The sequence below is a fragment of the Catenulispora subtropica genome (assembly GCF_039531675.1).
Taxonomy (GTDB): Bacteria; Actinomycetota; Actinomycetes; order Streptomycetales; family Catenulisporaceae; genus Catenulispora; species Catenulispora subtropica.
The window spans coordinates 65,726-83,195 of sequence record NZ_BAAAQM010000024.1; the positions used below are offsets into that span (position 1 = coordinate 65,726).

Annotated in this window: 13 protein-coding genes; all 13 read left to right on the forward strand. The window is 70.9% G+C overall.

What is annotated here, in order from left to right:
- The first annotated feature begins 148 nt into the window (after positions 1 to 148).
- The 13 genes from ABD466_RS21420 (at position 149) to ABD466_RS21480 (ending at position 17,433) form a co-directional block, all read left to right on the forward strand.
- Entirely contained in the window at positions 149 to 775 is a 627-nt protein-coding gene (locus tag ABD466_RS21420; protein ID WP_344658901.1) for an ATP-dependent Clp protease proteolytic subunit, read from the forward strand.
- 55 nt (positions 776 to 830) lie between these two features.
- Positions 831 to 1,475: an ATP-dependent Clp protease proteolytic subunit gene (locus ABD466_RS21425; RefSeq protein ID WP_344658902.1), complete on the forward strand. Its 645-nt coding sequence runs from the start codon at positions 831 to 833 to the stop codon at positions 1,473 to 1,475.
- Between the two features lie 220 nt (positions 1,476 to 1,695).
- The gene (gene clpX / locus ABD466_RS21430) at positions 1,696 to 3,027 is read left to right on the forward strand and encodes an ATP-dependent Clp protease ATP-binding subunit ClpX (protein WP_344658903.1); all 1,332 of its coding nucleotides are present in this window, start codon (positions 1,696 to 1,698) and stop codon (positions 3,025 to 3,027) included.
- A 128-nt stretch (positions 3,028 to 3,155) separates the two neighbouring features.
- A complete protein-coding gene (locus tag ABD466_RS21435) occupies positions 3,156 to 5,804 on the forward strand; it encodes a valine--tRNA ligase (protein ID WP_344658904.1) in 2,649 nt (882 codons plus the stop codon).
- A gap of 28 nt (positions 5,805 to 5,832) precedes the next feature.
- Entirely contained in the window at positions 5,833 to 7,350 is a 1,518-nt protein-coding gene (gene folC / locus ABD466_RS21440) for a bifunctional tetrahydrofolate synthase/dihydrofolate synthase (protein WP_344658905.1), read from the forward strand.
- 11 nt (positions 7,351 to 7,361) lie between these two features.
- The gene (locus ABD466_RS21445; RefSeq protein WP_344658906.1) at positions 7,362 to 7,715 is read left to right on the forward strand and encodes a DUF4233 domain-containing protein; all 354 of its coding nucleotides are present in this window, start codon (positions 7,362 to 7,364) and stop codon (positions 7,713 to 7,715) included.
- Between the two features lie 220 nt (positions 7,716 to 7,935).
- The gene (locus ABD466_RS21450) at positions 7,936 to 8,895 is read left to right on the forward strand and encodes a phosphatase PAP2 family protein (RefSeq protein ID WP_344658907.1); all 960 of its coding nucleotides are present in this window, start codon (positions 7,936 to 7,938) and stop codon (positions 8,893 to 8,895) included.
- A 234-nt stretch (positions 8,896 to 9,129) separates the two neighbouring features.
- Complete coding sequence (locus tag ABD466_RS21455) at positions 9,130 to 10,167, forward strand: rod shape-determining protein (RefSeq protein ID WP_344658908.1); 1,038 nt, start codon at positions 9,130 to 9,132, stop codon at positions 10,165 to 10,167.
- A gap of 9 nt (positions 10,168 to 10,176) precedes the next feature.
- The gene (gene mreC, locus ABD466_RS21460) at positions 10,177 to 11,055 is read left to right on the forward strand and encodes a rod shape-determining protein MreC (protein ID WP_344658909.1); all 879 of its coding nucleotides are present in this window, start codon (positions 10,177 to 10,179) and stop codon (positions 11,053 to 11,055) included.
- A 187-nt stretch (positions 11,056 to 11,242) separates the two neighbouring features.
- On the forward strand, positions 11,243 to 11,824 hold the full coding sequence (mreD, locus tag ABD466_RS21465) for a rod shape-determining protein MreD (protein ID WP_344658910.1): 582 nt from the start codon (positions 11,243 to 11,245) through the stop codon (positions 11,822 to 11,824).
- On the forward strand, positions 11,825 to 14,035 hold the full coding sequence (gene mrdA / locus ABD466_RS21470) for a penicillin-binding protein 2 (RefSeq protein WP_344658911.1): 2,211 nt from the start codon (positions 11,825 to 11,827) through the stop codon (positions 14,033 to 14,035).
- Positions 14,036 to 14,156: 121 nt separating this feature from the next.
- Positions 14,157 to 15,335, forward strand: coding sequence for a rod shape-determining protein RodA (rodA, locus tag ABD466_RS21475; protein WP_425558697.1), 1,179 nt, complete (start codon positions 14,157 to 14,159; stop codon positions 15,333 to 15,335).
- Positions 15,336 to 15,495: 160 nt separating this feature from the next.
- A complete protein-coding gene (locus ABD466_RS21480; RefSeq protein ID WP_344658913.1) occupies positions 15,496 to 17,433 on the forward strand; it encodes a TIGR03960 family B12-binding radical SAM protein in 1,938 nt (645 codons plus the stop codon).
- The last annotated feature ends 37 nt before the right edge of the window (positions 17,434 to 17,470 follow it).

Below are 17,470 nucleotides of genomic sequence, written 5' to 3' on the forward strand. Positions count from 1 at the left end.
ATGCCGTCAGCGAACAAGACCCGGGGCGCCGACGTGGCGGGGGACCGGCGCGTTAGGGTCGTCCTAGGACCTGGCGATCAGACCCCCGATAGGGCCCGTCATCGGCGGTCCGAGCATTCGCTTCCGACGAACCAGGCAGGGTGAACCTATGACGACGCCGCTGACCCCGACGGCCCGCGCGGGCGCAGAGAGCCCCCTCGGCCTGAGCGACCAGGTCTACAACCGGCTGCTGCGCAACCGGATCATCTTCCTGGGCACCCAGGTCGACGACGACATCGCCAACTCGCTGTGCGCCCAGCTGCTGCTGCTCACCGCCGAGGACAGCGAGAAGGACATCTACTTCTACATCAACAGCCCCGGCGGCTCGGTCTCGGCGGGTCTGGCGATCTACGACACGATGATGTACATCCCCAACGACATCGTGACCGTGGGCATGGGCATGGCGGCCTCCATGGGCCAGTTCCTGCTCACCGCCGGCAGCCCCGGCAAGCGCTTCGCGCTGCCGAACACCGAGATCCTGCTGCACCAGGGCTCGGCCGGGATCGGCGGCTCGGCGGCGGACATCCGGATCCAGGCCGAGCGGCTGCTGCGCAGCAAGAAGCGGATGGCCGAGCTCACCGCGCGGCACACCGGGCAGTCGCTGGACAAGATCGAGAAGGACTCCGACCGCGACACCTGGTTCAGCGCCGAGGAGGCCAAGGAGTACGGCCTCATCGACGACATCATGACGCACGCCACCGACGTCCCCGGCGGCGGCGGCACATCCGGGTCCTGACGCCCCGGCCCAGCCCCGACATCCCCCCTGGCCGCCCTTCCCGGAGGACCCTGATATGAACGACATGCAGTACCGCGGGCCGCAGCACGACGCCCGCTACATCGTCCCCAAGTTCAGCGAGCGCACCAGCTACGGCTTCCGCGAGTGGGACCCGTACTCGAAGCTGTTCGACGAGCGGATCATCTTCCTCGGCGTGCAGATCGACGACGCCTCGGCGAACGACGTGATGGCCCAGCTGATCACGCTGGAGTCGATGGACCCGGACCGGGACATCTCCATCTACATCAACAGCCCCGGCGGCTCGTTCACCGCGCTCACCGCGATCTACGACACCATGCAGTGGGTCAAGCCGGACATCCAGACGGTGTGCATGGGCCAGGCCGCCTCGGCCGCCGCGGTGCTGCTGGCCGCCGGCACCCCGGGCAAGCGCCTGGCGCTGCCGAACGCCCGGATCCTGATCCACCAGCCCTGGAGCGAGGGCGGCCGCGGCGACCTGTCGGACCTGGAGATCCAGGCCAACGAGATCCTGCGGATGCGCAGCGTCATGGAGCAGATGCTGGCCAAGCACTCCGGGCGCGAGCTGGAGGACGTGCACAAGGACATCGACCGGGACAAGATCCTGTCCGCCGAGGAGGCCAAGGACTACGGGATCATCGACCAGGTCCTGACCACCCGGACCGAGACGCTCGCGTTCAGCTGAGCGCTGTGCCGCGGGGAATTCGGCGGGGTCGCCCGCCACGGGCCGTGGTGTCGGATTATCATTCGGTGCCACGGCCGTCCTCGGCGATGCGATCGACGTACATCACGCCTTGCCGGGGGTATGAGCGGTACCGTCTTGGGGGACAGACTACGAAGCGCGTCCGCGCGTCATAGTCGTAGTCAGTCCAGCACCGGGATCTTCACGAAGGAGAAGCTCCACCGTGGCACGCATCGACAACGCCGACCTGCTGAAGTGCAGCTTCTGCGGCAAAAGCCAGAAGCAGGTCAAGAAGCTCATCGCGGGCCCCGGCGTGTACATCTGCGACGAGTGCATCGATCTGTGCAACGAGATCATCGAGGAGGAGCCGGGCGAGCCCGCGGCCGCCCGGGGGCTGGCCGAACTGCCCAAGCCCAAGGAGATCTACGACTTCCTCGACGAGTACGTGATCGGGCAGGAGAACGCCAAGAAGAGCCTGTCGGTGGCGGTCTACAACCACTACAAGCGGGTGCAGGCGGGCGACTACCAGCGGGAGCGCGGCGGGCGCCGCGGCGAGCACATCGAGCTGGCCAAGTCCAACATCCTGCTGCTCGGCCCCACCGGATGCGGCAAGACCTACCTGGCGCAGACCCTGGCCCGGATGCTCAACGTCCCGTTCGCCATCGCCGACGCCACGGCGCTGACCGAGGCCGGCTACGTCGGCGAGGACGTCGAGAACATCCTGCTCAAGCTGATCCAGGCGGCCGACTACGACATCAAGAAGGCCGAGACCGGGATCATCTACATCGACGAGATCGACAAGATCGCCCGCAAGGCCGAGAACCCGTCGATCACTCGCGACGTCTCCGGCGAGGGCGTGCAGCAGGCGCTGCTGAAGATCCTGGAGGGCACGGTCTCCTCGGTGCCGCCGCAGGGCGGCCGCAAGCACCCGCACCAGGAGTTCCTGCAGATCGACACCACCAACGTGCTGTTCATCGTGGCCGGCGCCTTCGAGGGCCTGGACAAGATCGTGGACGCCCGGGTGAACAAGCGCGGCATGGGCTTCACCGCGCAGCTGCGCTCCCGCTACGACATCGACACCACCGACGTCTTCGCCGACGTGCTGCCCGAGGACCTGCTGAAGTACGGCATGATCCCGGAGTTCGTGGGCCGGCTCCCGGTCGTCACCTCGGTGCACAAGCTGGACCGGGCCGCCCTGGTGCGGATCCTGGTCGAGCCCCGCAACGCCCTGATCAAGCAGTACCAGCGCCTGATGGAGCTGGACGGCGTGGAGCTGGTCTTCGAGGACGACGCCGTGGAGGCCATCGCCGACCAGGCGATCCTGCGCGGCACCGGCGCCCGCGGTCTGCGCGCGATCATGGAGGAGGTGCTGATGTCGGTGATGTACGAGGTCCCCAGCCACTCCGACGTCGGCACCGTGGTGATCACCGGCGAGGTGGTGCGCGAGCACGTGCTGCCCACACTGGTGCCGCGGGACCAGCGCGGTTTCAACGAGCAGGGTCGGCGGACCGGGCAGCAGCAGAACCTCAACGAGCGGCGGGAGCGGTCGGCCTAGGCGGTCGGCGCTCACCCGGAACGACAGACGGCGGTTCGCTTCGGCGGACCGCCGTTTTGCACCTCGCGCTCCAGCCGCAGTCCGGATACTCGGCGGAATCCCCACCTGGGCACCATTAAGCTTGACCCGTGAATGAGACCACCAATCCAGCCGCCCAGGGCGCTGCCGCCGGCGCCGCCACCACTCTGCCGACCGCCTACGCGCCGGTAGAGGTAGAGGGCGAGCTGTACGAGCGGTGGGTAAAGAACGGCTACTTCACCGCCGACGCGGCCTCCGACAAGGAGCCGTTCACCATCGTGATCCCGCCGCCGAACGTGACCGGTTCGCTGCACGTCGGCCACGCGCTCAACCAGTCGATCCAGGACGCGATCATCCGCCGCAAGCGGATGCAGGGCTACGAGACGCTGTACCTGCCGGGCATGGACCACGCCGGCATCGCCACCCAGAACGTGGTGGAGCGGGAGCTGGCCAAGGACGGCCTGTCCCGGCACGACCTGGGCCGTGAGGCCTTCGTGCGCAAGGTGTGGGACTGGAAGGCCGAATACGGCGGCCGGATCCTGGGCCAGCAGCGGCGCCTGGGCATCTCCGTGGACTGGTCCCGCGAGCGGTTCACGATGGACGAGGGTCTGTCCCAGGCGGTGCAGACCATGTTCAAGAAGATGTACGACGACGGCCTGATCTACCGCGCCGAGCGCATCATCAACTGGTGCCCGCGCTGTCTGACCGCGCTGTCCGACATCGAGGTGGACCACTTCGACGAGCCCGGCGAGCTGGTCTCGATCCGCTACGGCGACGGCGACGACTCGATCGTGGTGGCGACCTCGCGGGCCGAGACCATGCTCGGCGACACCGCCGTGGCCGTGCACCCCGACGACGAGCGCTACCGGCACCTGGTGGGACGCGAGGTGGAGCTCCCGCTCACCGGCCGCCGGATCCCGATCGTGGCCGACGAGCACGTGGACCCGGAGTTCGGCACCGGCGCGGTGAAGGTGACCCCGGCCCACGACCCGAACGACTTCGAGATCGGCCGGCGCCACAACCTGCCGATGCCCTCGATCCTGGACGAGCACGCCGTCATCACCGTGCACGGCCCGTTCCTGGGCATGGACCGGTTCGAGGCGCGCCCGGCCGTGGTGGCCGCGCTGCGCGAGCAGGGCCGGATCGTGGGCCAGAAGCAGCTGCTGCGGCCGGTGGGGCACTGCTCGCGCTGCGAGACCGTGGTCGAGCCGCGCCTGTCGCTCCAGTGGTGGGTGAAGGTGGAGACGCTGGCCAAGGCGGCCGGCGACGCGGTGCGCGACGGCCGGGTGCAGATCCACCCGAAGGAGATGGAGCCGCGCTACTTCGCCTGGGTCGACAACATGCACGACTGGACGATCTCCCGCCAGCTGTGGTGGGGCCACCGGATCCCGATCTGGTACGGCCCGAACGGCGAGGTCGTGTGCGTGGGCCCGGACGAGGAGCCGCCGGCCGGCGAGGGCTGGACCCAGGACACCGACGTGCTCGACACGTGGTTCTCCTCGGGCCTGTGGCCGTTCTCCACCCTGGGCTGGCCGGAGCGGACCCCGGATCTGGAGAAGTTCTATCCGACTTCGGTGCTGCACACCGGCTACGACATCATCTTCTTCTGGGTGGCCCGGATGATGATGTTCGGCCTGTACGCCATGGACGGCGTGCAGCCCTTCGACAAGGTGGTCCTCTCCGGTCTGGTGCGCGACCAGTTCGGCAAGAAGATGTCCAAGTCCAAGGGCAACGTGGTCGACCCGCTGGAGTGGATGGACAAGTACGGCTCCGACGCGGTGCGCTTCGGCCTGCTGCGCGGCGCCAACCCGGGCACCGACCAGGCCATCGCCGACGACTGGATCCAGGGCGCGCGGAACTTCGCCAACAAGGTGTGGAACGCCACCCGGTTCGCGATGATGAACGGCGCCTTCGTGCCGTCCGAGCTCCCGGCCGCGGACCGGCTCACCGTCGAGGACCGCTGGATCCTGTCCCGCCTCAACGAGGTGGTGGCCGAAGTGGACGCCCTCTACGAGGACTTCCAGTTCGCCAAGGCCATGGAGGCGCTCTACCACTTCGCGTGGGACGAGGTCTGCGACTGGTACATCGAGCTGTCGAAGCTCCGCCTGCCGCTCGGCGTGTCCGCCGACGACCCCGACGCCCAGACCGCGCGTGCCGTGCTCGGCCACGTGCTCGACGTGATGCTGCGCCTGCTGCACCCGGTGGTGCCGTACGTGACCGAGACGCTGTGGACCGCGCTGACCGGCCGCGAGTCGATCGTGATCGCCGAGTGGCCGAAGGCCGACCTGTCCCGGGTGGACGCCGGCGCCGAGGCGGTGATCGAGGCCGTGCAGGCCGTGGTGACCGAGGTCCGCCGGTTCCGCACCGACCAGGGCGTGAAGGACACCCAGCGGGTGGCGGCACGGCTCACGCTGACCGATGCGAAGCTGGCCGGGCAGGAGCCCGCGATCAGGCTTCTGAACCGCCTCACGGCCCCCGAGGAGGGCTTCAGCGCCACCGCGACGCTGACCGTGCCCGGCGCGAAGGTCGAGCTGGACACGTCCGGCACGATCGACGTGGCCGCCGAGCGCAAGCGGCTGGAGAAGGGCCTGGCCACGGCGCGCAAGGAGATCGAGCAGGCGAACGCCAAGCTCGGGAACGCCGACTTCCTGGCCAAGGCGCCGGACGCGGTGGTCGAGAAGATCCGCAAGCGGCTGGCCGACGCCGAGGGCGACGTCGCGCGCCTGGGCGCGCAGCTCGACACCCTGCCGTCCGCGTAACCGGCCGGAGTAAGGAACCATCGAGTCCATGGCGAACATCGACCCGGAGCTCCAGGAGCAGTACGAGGAAGTCGAGCGCGAGCTCCTGGAGCGCTGGCCGGAGACCAAGATGGACCCGACCCTGGCACGGGTCCGGGCCCTGACCGAGATCCTGGGCGACCCCCAGCGGGCCTATCCGGTCATCCACCTCACGGGGACGAACGGCAAGACGTCCACCGCGCGGATGATCGAGACCCTGCTGCGCGAGCTCAACCTGCGCACCGGCCGGTTCACGTCGCCGCACCTGGAGTCGATGAACGAGCGCATCACCCTCGACGGGGCGCCGATCCCGGTCCGGCGCTTCGTCGAGGTCTACGAGGACATCCGGCCGTACGTCGACATCGTGGACGGCTCGCAGGAGTTCCCGATGTCCTTCTTCGAGGTGATCACCGGCATGGCGTTCGCGGCCTTCGCGGACGCCCCGGTGGACGTCGCGGTGCTGGAGGTCGGCCTCGGCGGCACCTGGGACTGCACCAACGTGGCCGACGGCCAGGTCGCGGTGATCACCCCGATAGACGTCGACCACGCGCACATCCTCGGCGACGACCCCGCGCAGATCGCCTCCGAGAAGGCGGGGATCATCAAGGAGAACGCGCTCGTCGTCATGGCGCAGCAGCCGGTCGAGGCCGCCGAGGTGATCCTGCGCCGTGCCGCCGAGGTGAACGCCACGGTGGCCCGCGAGGGCCTGGAGTACGGCGTGCTGGACCGGCAGCAGGCGGTCGGCGGGCAGCTGCTGACGCTGCGCGGCCTGGCCGGCGAGTACACCGACGTGTACCTGCCGCTGTACGGAGCGCACATGGCGCACAACGCCGCCACCGCGCTGGCCGCCGTCGAGGCCTTCCTCGGCGCCGGCCGCGGCGGCACCTCGCTCGACCCGGACGTGGTCCGCGAGGCGTTCGCGAAGGTCACCTCGCCCGGCCGCCTGGAAGTCGTGCGCCGCGGACCGACGGTGATCATCGACGCGACCCACAATCCGGCGGGCGCCCGTGCCACCGCGCAGGCCCTGGCCGAGGACTTCACCTTCGACCACTTGGTCGGCGTGATCGCGGCCATGCGGGACAAGGACGTCGCCGGGATCCTGGAGACCCTGGAGCCGGTGCTCAACGAGGTGGTGGTCACCCAGAACACCACCGAGCGGGCGCTGCCGTCGGCCCAGCTCGCCGAACTGGCCGCGGAGGTCTTCGGCGCCGACCGGGTCCACCAGGCCAAGCGCCTGGACGACGCGATCGACCTGGCCCTGGGCCTGGCCGAGGCGGCCGTCCCGGCCGGCACCTCCAGCGGCGCCGGCGTCATCGTGACCGGGTCGGTGGTGACCGCGGGGGAGGCGCGTACCCTGCTGGTGCGGGACCGTGCCGAGCGCGTCGAGGACCGGCACACCTTCGAGGACGTCCAGTTCGAGGACGCCGAGAAGGAGGACTTCGACGACCGCGACCTCGACTTGTTCGGGGAGCGCGGCGGCGACCGCGACGAGACGGCTGACGAAGAGTACGGCGGTGACGACCGGTGATGGTCCGACGGATGGCGACCTCGGTGCTCTGCTTCGAGGTCCTGGTGATCCTGTTCTTCGCCCTGGTGGCGATGAAGCTCTCGGACCTGGGCACCGGCACGGTCTGGGCGATCTGCGGCCCCGGTATGGCGCTGGCCGCCCTGCTGTGCGGCATGCTGCGCAAGCCCTGGGCCTACCAGATCGGCTGGGTCCTCCAGGCGGCCCTGATCCTGGGCGGGTTCGTGATCGTCGACATGTTCTTCATCGGCGGCTTCTTCGCCCTGCTCTGGTATTGGGGCCTGAAGGCCGGTCACAAGATCGACACGGAGAAGGCCGCGGCCTACGCGGCCTACGAGGCGGCGCAGGCCGGCGGCGCCGAGGGCTGAGAAGCCCGGGCCGGCGTCCGGCGCACGGCGTCCGGCGTCCGGCGCACGGCGTCCGGCGCACGGCGCACGGCGTCCGGCGCACGGCGCACGGCGTCCGGCGCCGCGCGGAACACGGTAGTCGTGGCCGCAACCGTGGGCTGCCACCCTCCCGTCAAGGACTTGATCACTCATTCAGGTCAACTCCGCTACCCGGCCCCACCTCAGCGGGTACGTCCCCGGCATGCTCTACCAACCGGCTCTCGCCGTCGACCGCCACACCGCGACCGTCGGTGCCCGCCGCGAGTTGCGCACCAGGCTGCTGGCCGCCGCGGTCGTCGCCTTCGTCGGCGTCTTCCTCGTCTACCTGCTCGCGGTGCGGACCCGCTGGGGCCAGGACTTCGAGAACGCCGCGCTGGCCGGGGCGCGGCAGCATCGCGACGGCACCTGGTACGCCGAGGCCGACCGGTGGCTCAACCGGATCAGCGCCGAGAGCTTCGGGCTGTCGCTGGCGGTGATCGGTGCGGTCGGGCTGCTGCGCCGCCGCCATCTGCTCGCGGTGTGCGGGGTGCTCGCCGGGCTCGCCGCCGTCGTCGGGGCCCGGATCCTGAAGGACGTGCTGCCCGGCCGCCCGGTGCTCGGCGCGCCGGCCGGGGCCGGGCACGCGGCGCTCCAGGCCCCGAACACCCTCCCCTCCGGCCACGCCGCCGCCGTGATGGGGCTGTTCTGCGCCGCGATCATCGTCGTCAGCGGCCGCTGGTACGTCCCGGTGACGCTGCTCGGCCTGCCCGGCGCCGCCATCGCCGGGGCGGCGACCGTGGCCGCGCACTGGCACCGGCTCTCCGACGCCGTCGCCGCCGACCTGCTGGTGCTCGCCGCCGGGCTCGCCGGCCTCGCGGTGGTGGCGCAGCTGGGGTTGGTGCTGCCCACCCGCGGCGAGACCCGGAGCACTTTCGGGCAGCGGCTGATGTACGCGTTCCTGATCTGTCTGGCCACCGCGGCCCTCGCCGTGGGCGCCGGCTACGCCCTGCGCTACCACGGCTCGACCACGCCTTCGGTGCGGGGCGACGCCGCCTACTGGTCCTCGCAGGCCCTCGCCGTGGGCGCCGCCGTCGCGACGGCCGGCGCGATGCTCGGGGTGTGTCGGCGCCTGGAGTCGGTGGGGCAACGGCCGCGGCGCACCCTGACGATCCCGGATGACTGACCGGAAGACCCCGGATCCCGCCCCTTGAGGGAGCCGCCCAGAGGGCTGAGATCAACGTTCTCACCCGTTCGGGCGTACACCTTCGGGGTGAATCGGATCCCCCGGGATGCATCGGGCATAACCCTGGTTAGGATCGATCGCAGGCGTCACTCAGAGCATCTGGTTGGCGACGAACGGTAAGACTTCTGCACAACTCAGAGCGACGGAAGATGGGGATCGCGTATGGGCTCCGGGATGGCGGTCATCGGTCGGGACATCGCGGTGGACCTGGGGACCGCCAACACCCTGGTGTACGTACGCGGTCGGGGCATCGTGCTCAACGAGCCGTCGGTGGTCGCGGTGGACACCGGGACCGGCGCGGTGCTCGCGGTCGGCGCCGAGGCCAAGAAGATGATCGGCCGGACCCCCGGCAACATCGTCGCCATCCGCCCGCTCAAGGACGGCGTCATCGCCGACTTCGAGGTGGCCGAGCGGATGCTGCGCTACTTCATCCGCAAGGCGCACAAACGCCGCTGGCTGGCCCAGCCGCGGGTCATCGTGTGCGTGCCCTCCGGCATCACCGGTGTCGAGAAGCGCGCGGTCGAGGACGCGGCCAGCGCCGCCGGTGCGCGCAGCGTGCACCTGATCGAGGAGCCGATGGCCGCCGCGATCGGCGCCGGCCTGCCGGTCCAGGAGGCCACCGGCAACATGGTCGTGGACATCGGCGGCGGCACCACCGAGGTGGCGGTCATCTCCTACGGCGGCATCGTGACCGCGCTCAGCGTCCGGGTGGCCGGCGACGAGCTGGACAACGCGATCATCCAGTACGTCAAGAAGGAGTACTCGCTGCTGCTCGGCGACCGCACCGCCGAGGAGATCAAGGTGACGGTCGGCTCGGCCTGGGACGCCGGCGAGGAGACCCGCGCCGAGGTGCGCGGCCGGGACCTGGTCTCCGGCCTGCCGAAGGTGATCCTGCTGTCCTCCACCGAGGTCCGCAAGGCGATCGAGGAACCGGTGGCGGCGATCATCGACGCGGTCCGCGACACCCTGGACAAGTGCCCGCCGGAGCTGGCCGGCGACATCATGGACCGGGGCATCGTGCTGACCGGCGGCGGCGCCATACTGCACGGCCTGGACGAGCGGATCCGCAACGAGACCGGCATGCCGGTGCACATCGCGGAGAACCCGCTGGACTCGGTGGTGCTCGGCTCCGGCCGCTGCCTGGAGGAGTTCGAGGCACTGGCGCCCGTGCTCGGCTCGCTCAACAACCGTCGCCGTCCCGGGCGGAGGTAGCACGGGAGCGTGCGTGACGACAAGCGGACGAGGCTGCTGCTGGCGGTACTGCTGGCGGCGGCCTTCGCCATGATCACGGTGGACGCCCGGGGCGGCGCGCGGTCGCCGCTGCGCCCGCTGCGCTCCGGCGGCGAGGCCGCCTTCGGCCCGGTGCAGCGGACGGTCGCCGCGGTGGCCACGCCGGTGACCTCCTTCGTGCACGGACTCGGGCACAGCGACGCCGACCGGAAGCAGATCGCGCGGCTGAAGGCGGACAACGCCGCGCTGCGCGAGCTGAACGAGACCTCCGCCGACGCCCGGGCCCGGGCCTCCGAACTGGACAAGCTGCTGCACGTCGCCTCGGTCGGCACGTTCCGCACCATCCCCGCGCGGGTGCTGGCGTTCTCGCCGCGGCAGCAGGGCACGTGGTCGGCGACCATCGACGCCGGCGCCGTGGACGGCGTGAAGCCGGGCATGACCGTGCTCGACGGCGACGGCCTGGTCGGCCGCACCACCGCGGTCGGCTCCGACTCCGCCACCGTGCTGCTGGCCAACGACCCGCGCTTCACGGTCGGCGTGCGCACCCCCGGCGCCGGGGGCCCGGGCGGCGGCGGCCAGGTGGGCCTGGCCACCGGCGGCGGCGCGGCCGGGTTCAGCGTGCAGTTCTACGACCCGCAGGCCGACATCCCGATCGGGACCCCGGTGCTGACGTTCGGCTCGGCCGGCGGGTCGCCGTTCGTGCCCGGCGTGCCGCTGGGCACCGTGACCTCGGTGCAGCCCACGCCCGGGGCCCTGACGCGGACCGCGACCGTGAAGCCGTACGTCGACTACGGCGCGCTCCAGCTGATCGGCGTCGTGGTCGCGCCGCCCCGCACCGACCCGCGCGACGCGCTGGTGCCGCCGAAATGAGCGGCGCCGCGGTGACCGCCGGCCTGGCCGGTGGCGTGCCCGATGCCGTGAACGGCGCCGTGAACGGTGCCGTGACCGGTGCTGTGAACGGTGCTGTGAACGGTGCTGTGACCGGTGCTGTGACCGGTGCCGCCGAGGCGACCCGCCGTGTCCGCCCACCCCGCTCCGACTCGGAAGACGTAGAACTTTGAGACTCACCGGCATCCTGGCGCTGCTGTGCGGCCTGGCCCTGGTCCTGGTGCTGCAGGACCTCCTGCTCACCGCGGTGCACCTCCCGCTCGCCGCCCCCGACCTGCTGCTGGCCGTCGTGGCCGCCGTCGCCTTCGTCCGCGGCCCGCGCGCCGCCCTGATCCTCGGCTTCCTGCTCGGCCTGGCCGCCGACCTGACCCCGCCGGCCGCGCACGCGATCGGCAGCCAGGCGTTCGTGCTCTGCTTGTCCGGCTACCTGGCCGGCCGCCTCGCCCCGGCGGTGCGCGGCACGGTCCTGCGGCCGATCCTGGGCGTCGCCTGCCTGGCCGGCCTCGCGCCGTTCCTCTACCGGGCGCTGGACTACGCGGTCGGGAGTGGCGAGTTCCAGGGCGTGACGGCCGCCGCCGCGGCCTCGGCGCTCTACACCGGCGTCCTCGCCCCGTTCGTGGTTCCGGTGGTGGGCTTCGTGCTCAGCCGCGGCGAGTCGCGCGGTCTGCCCACGCAGCGCTCGCACACCAAGCTGCCCGGGGTCAAGACGCTCAACCGCCGCGCCTCGGCCGGCAGCACGCAGGTGCTCTAGATGGCCTCCGCGCAGAGCCGCCTGGCCGACCGCCGCCACACCCGCCTGATGGTGCTGCGGGTGCTGGTGCTCGCACTGCTCGCCACCCTGGTCGCGCGACTCTGGTATCTCCAGGTGCGCACCGGCCAGACCTTCCGCGACGCCGCCGCGGCGAACGACGTCCGGACCGTGGTGACCCCGGCGGTCCGCGGCGACATCCTCGACGACGAGGGCCGGCCGCTGGTCGACAACCGATCGGCGCTGACGCTGTCCGTGGACCGCAACACCCTGCTGAGCGGCAAGGACCACGGCGCCGCCACGCTGGCGCGCCTGGCCGCGGTCCTGAACACGACGCCGCAGGCGATCTCCGACCAGATCCGCCCCTGCACGCCCAAGGTCCCCAAGCCGTGCTGGAACGGATCGCCGCTGCAGCCGATCCCGGTCGGGCGCAACGTCACGGTGCAGCAGGCGCTCGCGATCTCGGAGCAGCACGAGCTGTTCCCCGGCGTGCTGGCCGGCCCGGACACCATCCGCCGGTTCCCGGCGCCGTACCATCTGAACGCCGCGCACATCCTCGGCTACCTGTCGCCGATCACGGAGAAGGAGCTCGACAAGGCCTCGGCGAAGAACGAGGTGATGCAGCGCTCGGACGTGGTCGGGCGGTCCGGGCTGGAGGAGACGTACGACTCCTACCTGCGCGGCAAGCCGGGAGTGACCCAGGTGTCGGTGGACATCGTGGGGCACGCGCAGTCCACGGTCGCCAATACGCCGCCGGTGAACGGCGACCACCTGGTGACCTCGATCGACTCCCGGATCCAGGCGATCGCCGAGAAGGAGCTGGGCAACGCGGTGTCCCGGGCCCGCTCGCAGACGTCGCCGACCAACGGCCGGCCGTACGTCGCCGACTCGGCCGCCGTGGTGGTGATGGAGGCCCGCACCGGCCGGGTGGTGGCGATGGCCAGCACCCCGACCTACGACCCCAACATCTGGACCGGCGGCATCTCGCAGGCCGACTACGCGGCGCTGAGCGACCAGGCGGCCGGCGTCCCGCTGCTGTCCAGGGCCTATCAGGGCCAGTTCGCACCGGGCTCCACCTTCAAGGCGGTGACCACCGCCGCGATGCTGCAGAACGGTTACGGCACCGGCACCTACGACTGTTCGCCCTCGTTCTCCTACGGCGGCCAGTCGTTCACCAACTTCGAGGGCGAGGCGTTCGGGCCGATCTCCCTGAAGCGGGCCATCGAGGTTTCCTGCGACACCGTGTTCTACCGGGTCGCCTTCGACATGTGGCAGAAGGACGGCGGGATGAAGCCGGTGCCGCATCCGGCCGAGCCGATCGCCACCATGGCACACGCCTTCGGGCTGGGCTCCAAGACCGGAATCGACCTGCCCGGCGAGGCGGCCGGCGACATCCAGGACCGGGCCGAGAAGCAGGCCACCTGGAACAAGATGCACGACATCTGGTGCAAGCGGGCCAAGAACGGCTACCCCGAGCTGACCGGCTCCGACCCGGATCGCGCGAAGTACCTGCAGGCGATCGCCAAGGAGAACTGCGCCGACGGCTACCAGTACAAGCCCGGCGACGCCGTGATCTCGGCGATCGGCCAGGGCGGCGACCTGGTGAGCCCGCTGCAGCTGGCGCGGGTGTACGCGGCCGTCGCCAACGGCGGCACGCTGATGCAGCCGCAGATCGGCCGGGCGGTGATCAGCCCGGACGGCAAGCTGGTGAAGGACCTGCCGCCGATCGTCACCCGCAAGCTGCCGCTGTCCGGCTCGACGCTGTCGTTCCTGGAGGACGCGCTGCACGGCACCGCGATCGAGGGCACCGCGGGCCCGGCGTTCGCCGGCTGGCCGCAGAACGTGATCCCGACGTACGCCAAGACCGGGACCGCGGAGGTCTACGGGAAGCAGACGACGTCGTGCTTCGTCGCGTACGCCGGGACCGAGACCGGGCCGCGGTACGTGGTGGCGATGATGGTCTCCCAGGGTGGCACCGGTGTCGGGACCTCGGGACCGTCGGTGGCGGCGATCTTGGCCGCGCTGTTCGGGGTCGACATGGGCAAGCCGGACCCGCACGGGACGCTGCCGACCGCGCTGCCGGCGATCCGCCCCGACGGGCTGCTGCCGGCGCTGCCGCCGGCCACGACGCTGCCCACGCCTCCGCCCCCGCCGCCGGCCGGCCAGACCGGGCAGAACGGGCAGGAAGCGGCCGCGACGAAGCCGACGACATGAGCGCCGCGGCCGACGACATGAGCGCCGCAGCCGTGGCCGCTTCGTGCCCCACCCCGAGCCCCGAGATGTGTGAGGCCCGCCCGTGACCCTGAACCCCGCCGTCAACAAGGGCCCGGCCGCGATGCCGGTCGCCGAGACCCGCCGCCGCGCCAGCCGGCTGCGCCGCTTCGACTGGGTCCTGCCCGGCGCGGCGCTCGCGCTGTCGGTGTACGGCGCCGTGCTGGTGTGGTCCGCGACCCGCGGGCGCACCAGCCTCACCGGCGGCGACCCGCAGTTCTTCCTGAAGCGGCACCTGATGAACCTGGTCATCGGGCTGGTGCTGATGGCATTGACGTCGGTGCTGTCCTACGCCTGGGTGCGGGCCTGTGCACCGGTGTACTACGTGCTGGCGCTGCTCGGGCTGCTGGCCGTGCTGACCCCGCTGGGCACGACGATCAACGGCGCGCACTCCTGGATCGTGCTCGGCGGCGGCTTCTCCATCCAGCCGGCCGAGTTCGCGAAAGTCGCGGTGGTGCTGGGCCTGGCCGTGGTGCTGACCCTGAAGCCGGCCAAGGGAGTGCTGTCCGAGCACGTCTCCGAGGCCGTCCCGCCGCGCCGCATCGCCGCCGCCGCGGTGGTGACCGGCGTGCCGACCGCCATCATCATGCTGCTGCCGGACCTGGGCTCGGCCATGGTGATCCTGGTCGCCACCGCGGGCCTGCTGGTCTTCGCCGGCACCAGCGTCAAGTGGCTGGCCCTGCTCGGTGTCGCCGCCGCGGCCGGCGCGGTGGCCGCCACCCGGCTGCACCTGCTGGCCCAGCACCAGGTCAACCGCTTCGCCGCCTTCGCCGACCCGCACCTGGACCCGCAGGGGGTGGGCTACAACACGGCCCAGGCCCGCCTGGCCATCGGCTCCGGCGGCGTCCTGGGCAAGGGCCTGTTCAACGGCACCCAGACCAACGGCCGCTACGTCCCCGAGCAGCAGACGGACTTCGTCTTCACGGTCGCCGGCGAGGAACTCGGCTTCGTCGGCGGCGTGGTCCTCATCGCCCTGTTCGCCGTCCTCCTGCTGCGCGGCATCGCCGTCGCCCGCCAGTGCGACGACCTGTTCGGCATGCTGGTCTGCGCCGGCGTGGTCAGCTGGTTCGCCTTCGAGACCTTCGAGAACATCGGCATGACCTTGGGCATCATGCCGGTGGCGGGCATCCCCCTGCCGTTCGTCTCCTACGGCGGCTCCTCGATGTTCGCCAGCTTCATCGCGATCGGGCTGATCGAGAACGTGCGGCTGCGGTCGACGCGGCCGGCGGTGACGCTGGACTGAGCGGTCCCCGGGACGGTGACGCTGGACCGGACGCGGGAGAGCACGCTGCGCGCACGCGTTAGGCTGGATCTGCGCCGCAGCGCGCCCGAGCCGTGACAGCCGTCACACCGCCGCGGCTCTCGCCAGGTGAGAGCCAGAAAGCCCAAGGTCGAGTATCCAGATGCCAGTCGTATCCGTGTTCCCGCAGCTCGAAGCGGTCCTGCCGAACGTGCAGAAGCCGATCCAGTACATCGGCGGCGAGCTCAACTCGACCGTCAAGGACTGGGACGCCTGCGACGTCCGCTGGGCCCTGATGTATCCGGACGCCTACGAGGTGGGGCTGCCCAACCAGGGCGTCATGATCCTCTACGAAGTGCTCAACGAGCGCGAGGGCGTGCTGGCCGAGCGGACCTACTCGGTGTGGCCGGACATGGAGAAGGCGATGCGGGAGCGCGGGATCCCGCAGTTCACCGTGGACGCGCACCGGCCGGTGAAGGACTTCGACCTGTTCGGCGTCTCCTTCTCCACCGAACTCGGCTACACGAACCTGCTCAACGCGCTGGACCTGGCCGGCATCCCGCTGGAGGCCGGGGACCGCACGGAGGACCATCCGCTGGTGATCGCCGGCGGGCACGCGGCCTTCAACCCGGAGCCGATCGCCGACTTCCTGGACGCCGCCGTGGTCGGCGACGGTGAGGGCGCGGTGCTGGCCATCACCGACATCGTGCGGGCATGGAAGGCCGAGGGGCGCCCCGGCGGCCGCGAAGAAGTGCTGATGCGGCTGGCCCGCACCGGCAACGTCTACGTGCCCGGCTTCTACGACGTCGAATACCTCGACGACGGCCGCATCCGCCGCGTCGCCCCGAACCGGCACGGCGTGCCGTTCCGCGTCGCCAAGCACACCGTCATGGACCTGGACGAATGGCCGTACCCGAAGCAGCCGCTGGTGCCCCTGGCCGAGACCGTGCACGAACGCATGTCCGTGGAGATCTTCCGCGGCTGCACCCGCGGCTGCCGCTTCTGCCAGGCCGGCATGATCACCCGCCCGGTGCGCGAGCGCTCCATCACCGGCGTCGGCGAGATGGTCGAGGCCGGACTGAAGGCCACCGGCTACGAGGAGGTCGGCCTGCTGTCCCTGTCCAGCGCCGACCACACCGAGATCGCCGACATCGCCAAGGGCCTGGCCGACCGCTACGAGGGCACCAACACCTCGCTGTCGCTGCCCTCGACCCGCGTCGACGCCTTCAACATCGACCTGGCCAACGAACTGTCCCGCAACGGCCGCCGCAGCGGCCTGACGTTCGCCCCGGAGGGCGGCAGCGAGCGGATGCGCAAGGTCATCAACAAGATGGTGACCGAGGAGGACCTGATCCGCACCGTCACCGCGGCCTACTCCGCGGGCTGGCGGCAGGTGAAGCTGTACTTCATGTGCGGCCTGCCCACCGAGACCGACGACGACGTGCTGCAGATCGCCGAACTGGCCCGCAAGGTGATCCAGGCCGGCCGCGAGGCCTCCGGCACCCGCGACATCCGCTGCACGGTGTCCATCGGCGGCTTCGTCCCCAAGCCGCACACCCCGTTCCAGTGGGCCGCCCAGCTCGACGCCGAGGCCACCGACGCCCGCCTGGTGAAGCTCCGCGACGCCATCCGCGCCGACAAGAACTACGGCAAGGCCATCGGCTTCCGCTACCACGACGGCAAGCCCGGCGTGATCGAGGGCCTGCTGTCGCGCGGCGACCGCCGCGTCGGCAAGATCATCCGCGAGGTGTGGGAGCGCGGCGGCCGCTTCGACGGCTGGAGCGAGCACTTCTCCTACCAGCGCTGGGCCGACGCCGCCGAGACCGCGCTGGCGGACACCCCGGTGTCGCTGGACTGGTACACCACGCGCGACCGCGAGTACAACGAGGTCCTGCCGTGGGACCACATCGACTCCGGCCTGGACCGCGACTGGCTGTGGGAGGACTGGCAGGACGCGCTGGAGGCGGCCGAGGGCGGCGGGGCCGAGGTCGAGGACTGCCGGTGGACGCCGTGTTACGACTGCGGGGTGTGTCCGCAGATGGGGACGGAGATTCAGGTGGGGCCGACTGGGGTGAAGTTGCTGCCGTTGACGGTGGTCTGACCTCGCCTCCGAGGTACCTCGTCTCCGAGGTACCTCG

What these genes read in the sequence shown, in the direction of transcription:
- ABD466_RS21425 (WP_344658902.1), top strand. Translation starts at nt 831, where the DNA reads ATGAACGACATGCAGTACCGCGGGCCGCAGCACGACGCCCGCTACATC.
- ABD466_RS21420 (WP_344658901.1), top strand. Translation starts at nt 149, where the DNA reads ATGACGACGCCGCTGACCCCGACGGCCCGCGCGGGCGCAGAGAGCCCC.
- rodA (WP_425558697.1), top strand. Translation starts at nt 14,157, where the DNA reads ATGCCGGTCGCCGAGACCCGCCGCCGCGCCAGCCGGCTGCGCCGCTTC.
- ABD466_RS21445 (WP_344658906.1), top strand. Translation starts at nt 7,362, where the DNA reads ATGGCGACCTCGGTGCTCTGCTTCGAGGTCCTGGTGATCCTGTTCTTC.
- ABD466_RS21450 (WP_344658907.1), top strand. Translation starts at nt 7,936, where the DNA reads ATGCTCTACCAACCGGCTCTCGCCGTCGACCGCCACACCGCGACCGTC.
- ABD466_RS21455 (WP_344658908.1), top strand. Translation starts at nt 9,130, where the DNA reads ATGGCGGTCATCGGTCGGGACATCGCGGTGGACCTGGGGACCGCCAAC.
- folC (WP_344658905.1), top strand. Translation starts at nt 5,833, where the DNA reads ATGGCGAACATCGACCCGGAGCTCCAGGAGCAGTACGAGGAAGTCGAG.
- mrdA (WP_344658911.1), top strand. Translation starts at nt 11,825, where the DNA reads ATGGCCTCCGCGCAGAGCCGCCTGGCCGACCGCCGCCACACCCGCCTG.
- ABD466_RS21480 (WP_344658913.1), top strand. Translation starts at nt 15,496, where the DNA reads ATGCCAGTCGTATCCGTGTTCCCGCAGCTCGAAGCGGTCCTGCCGAAC.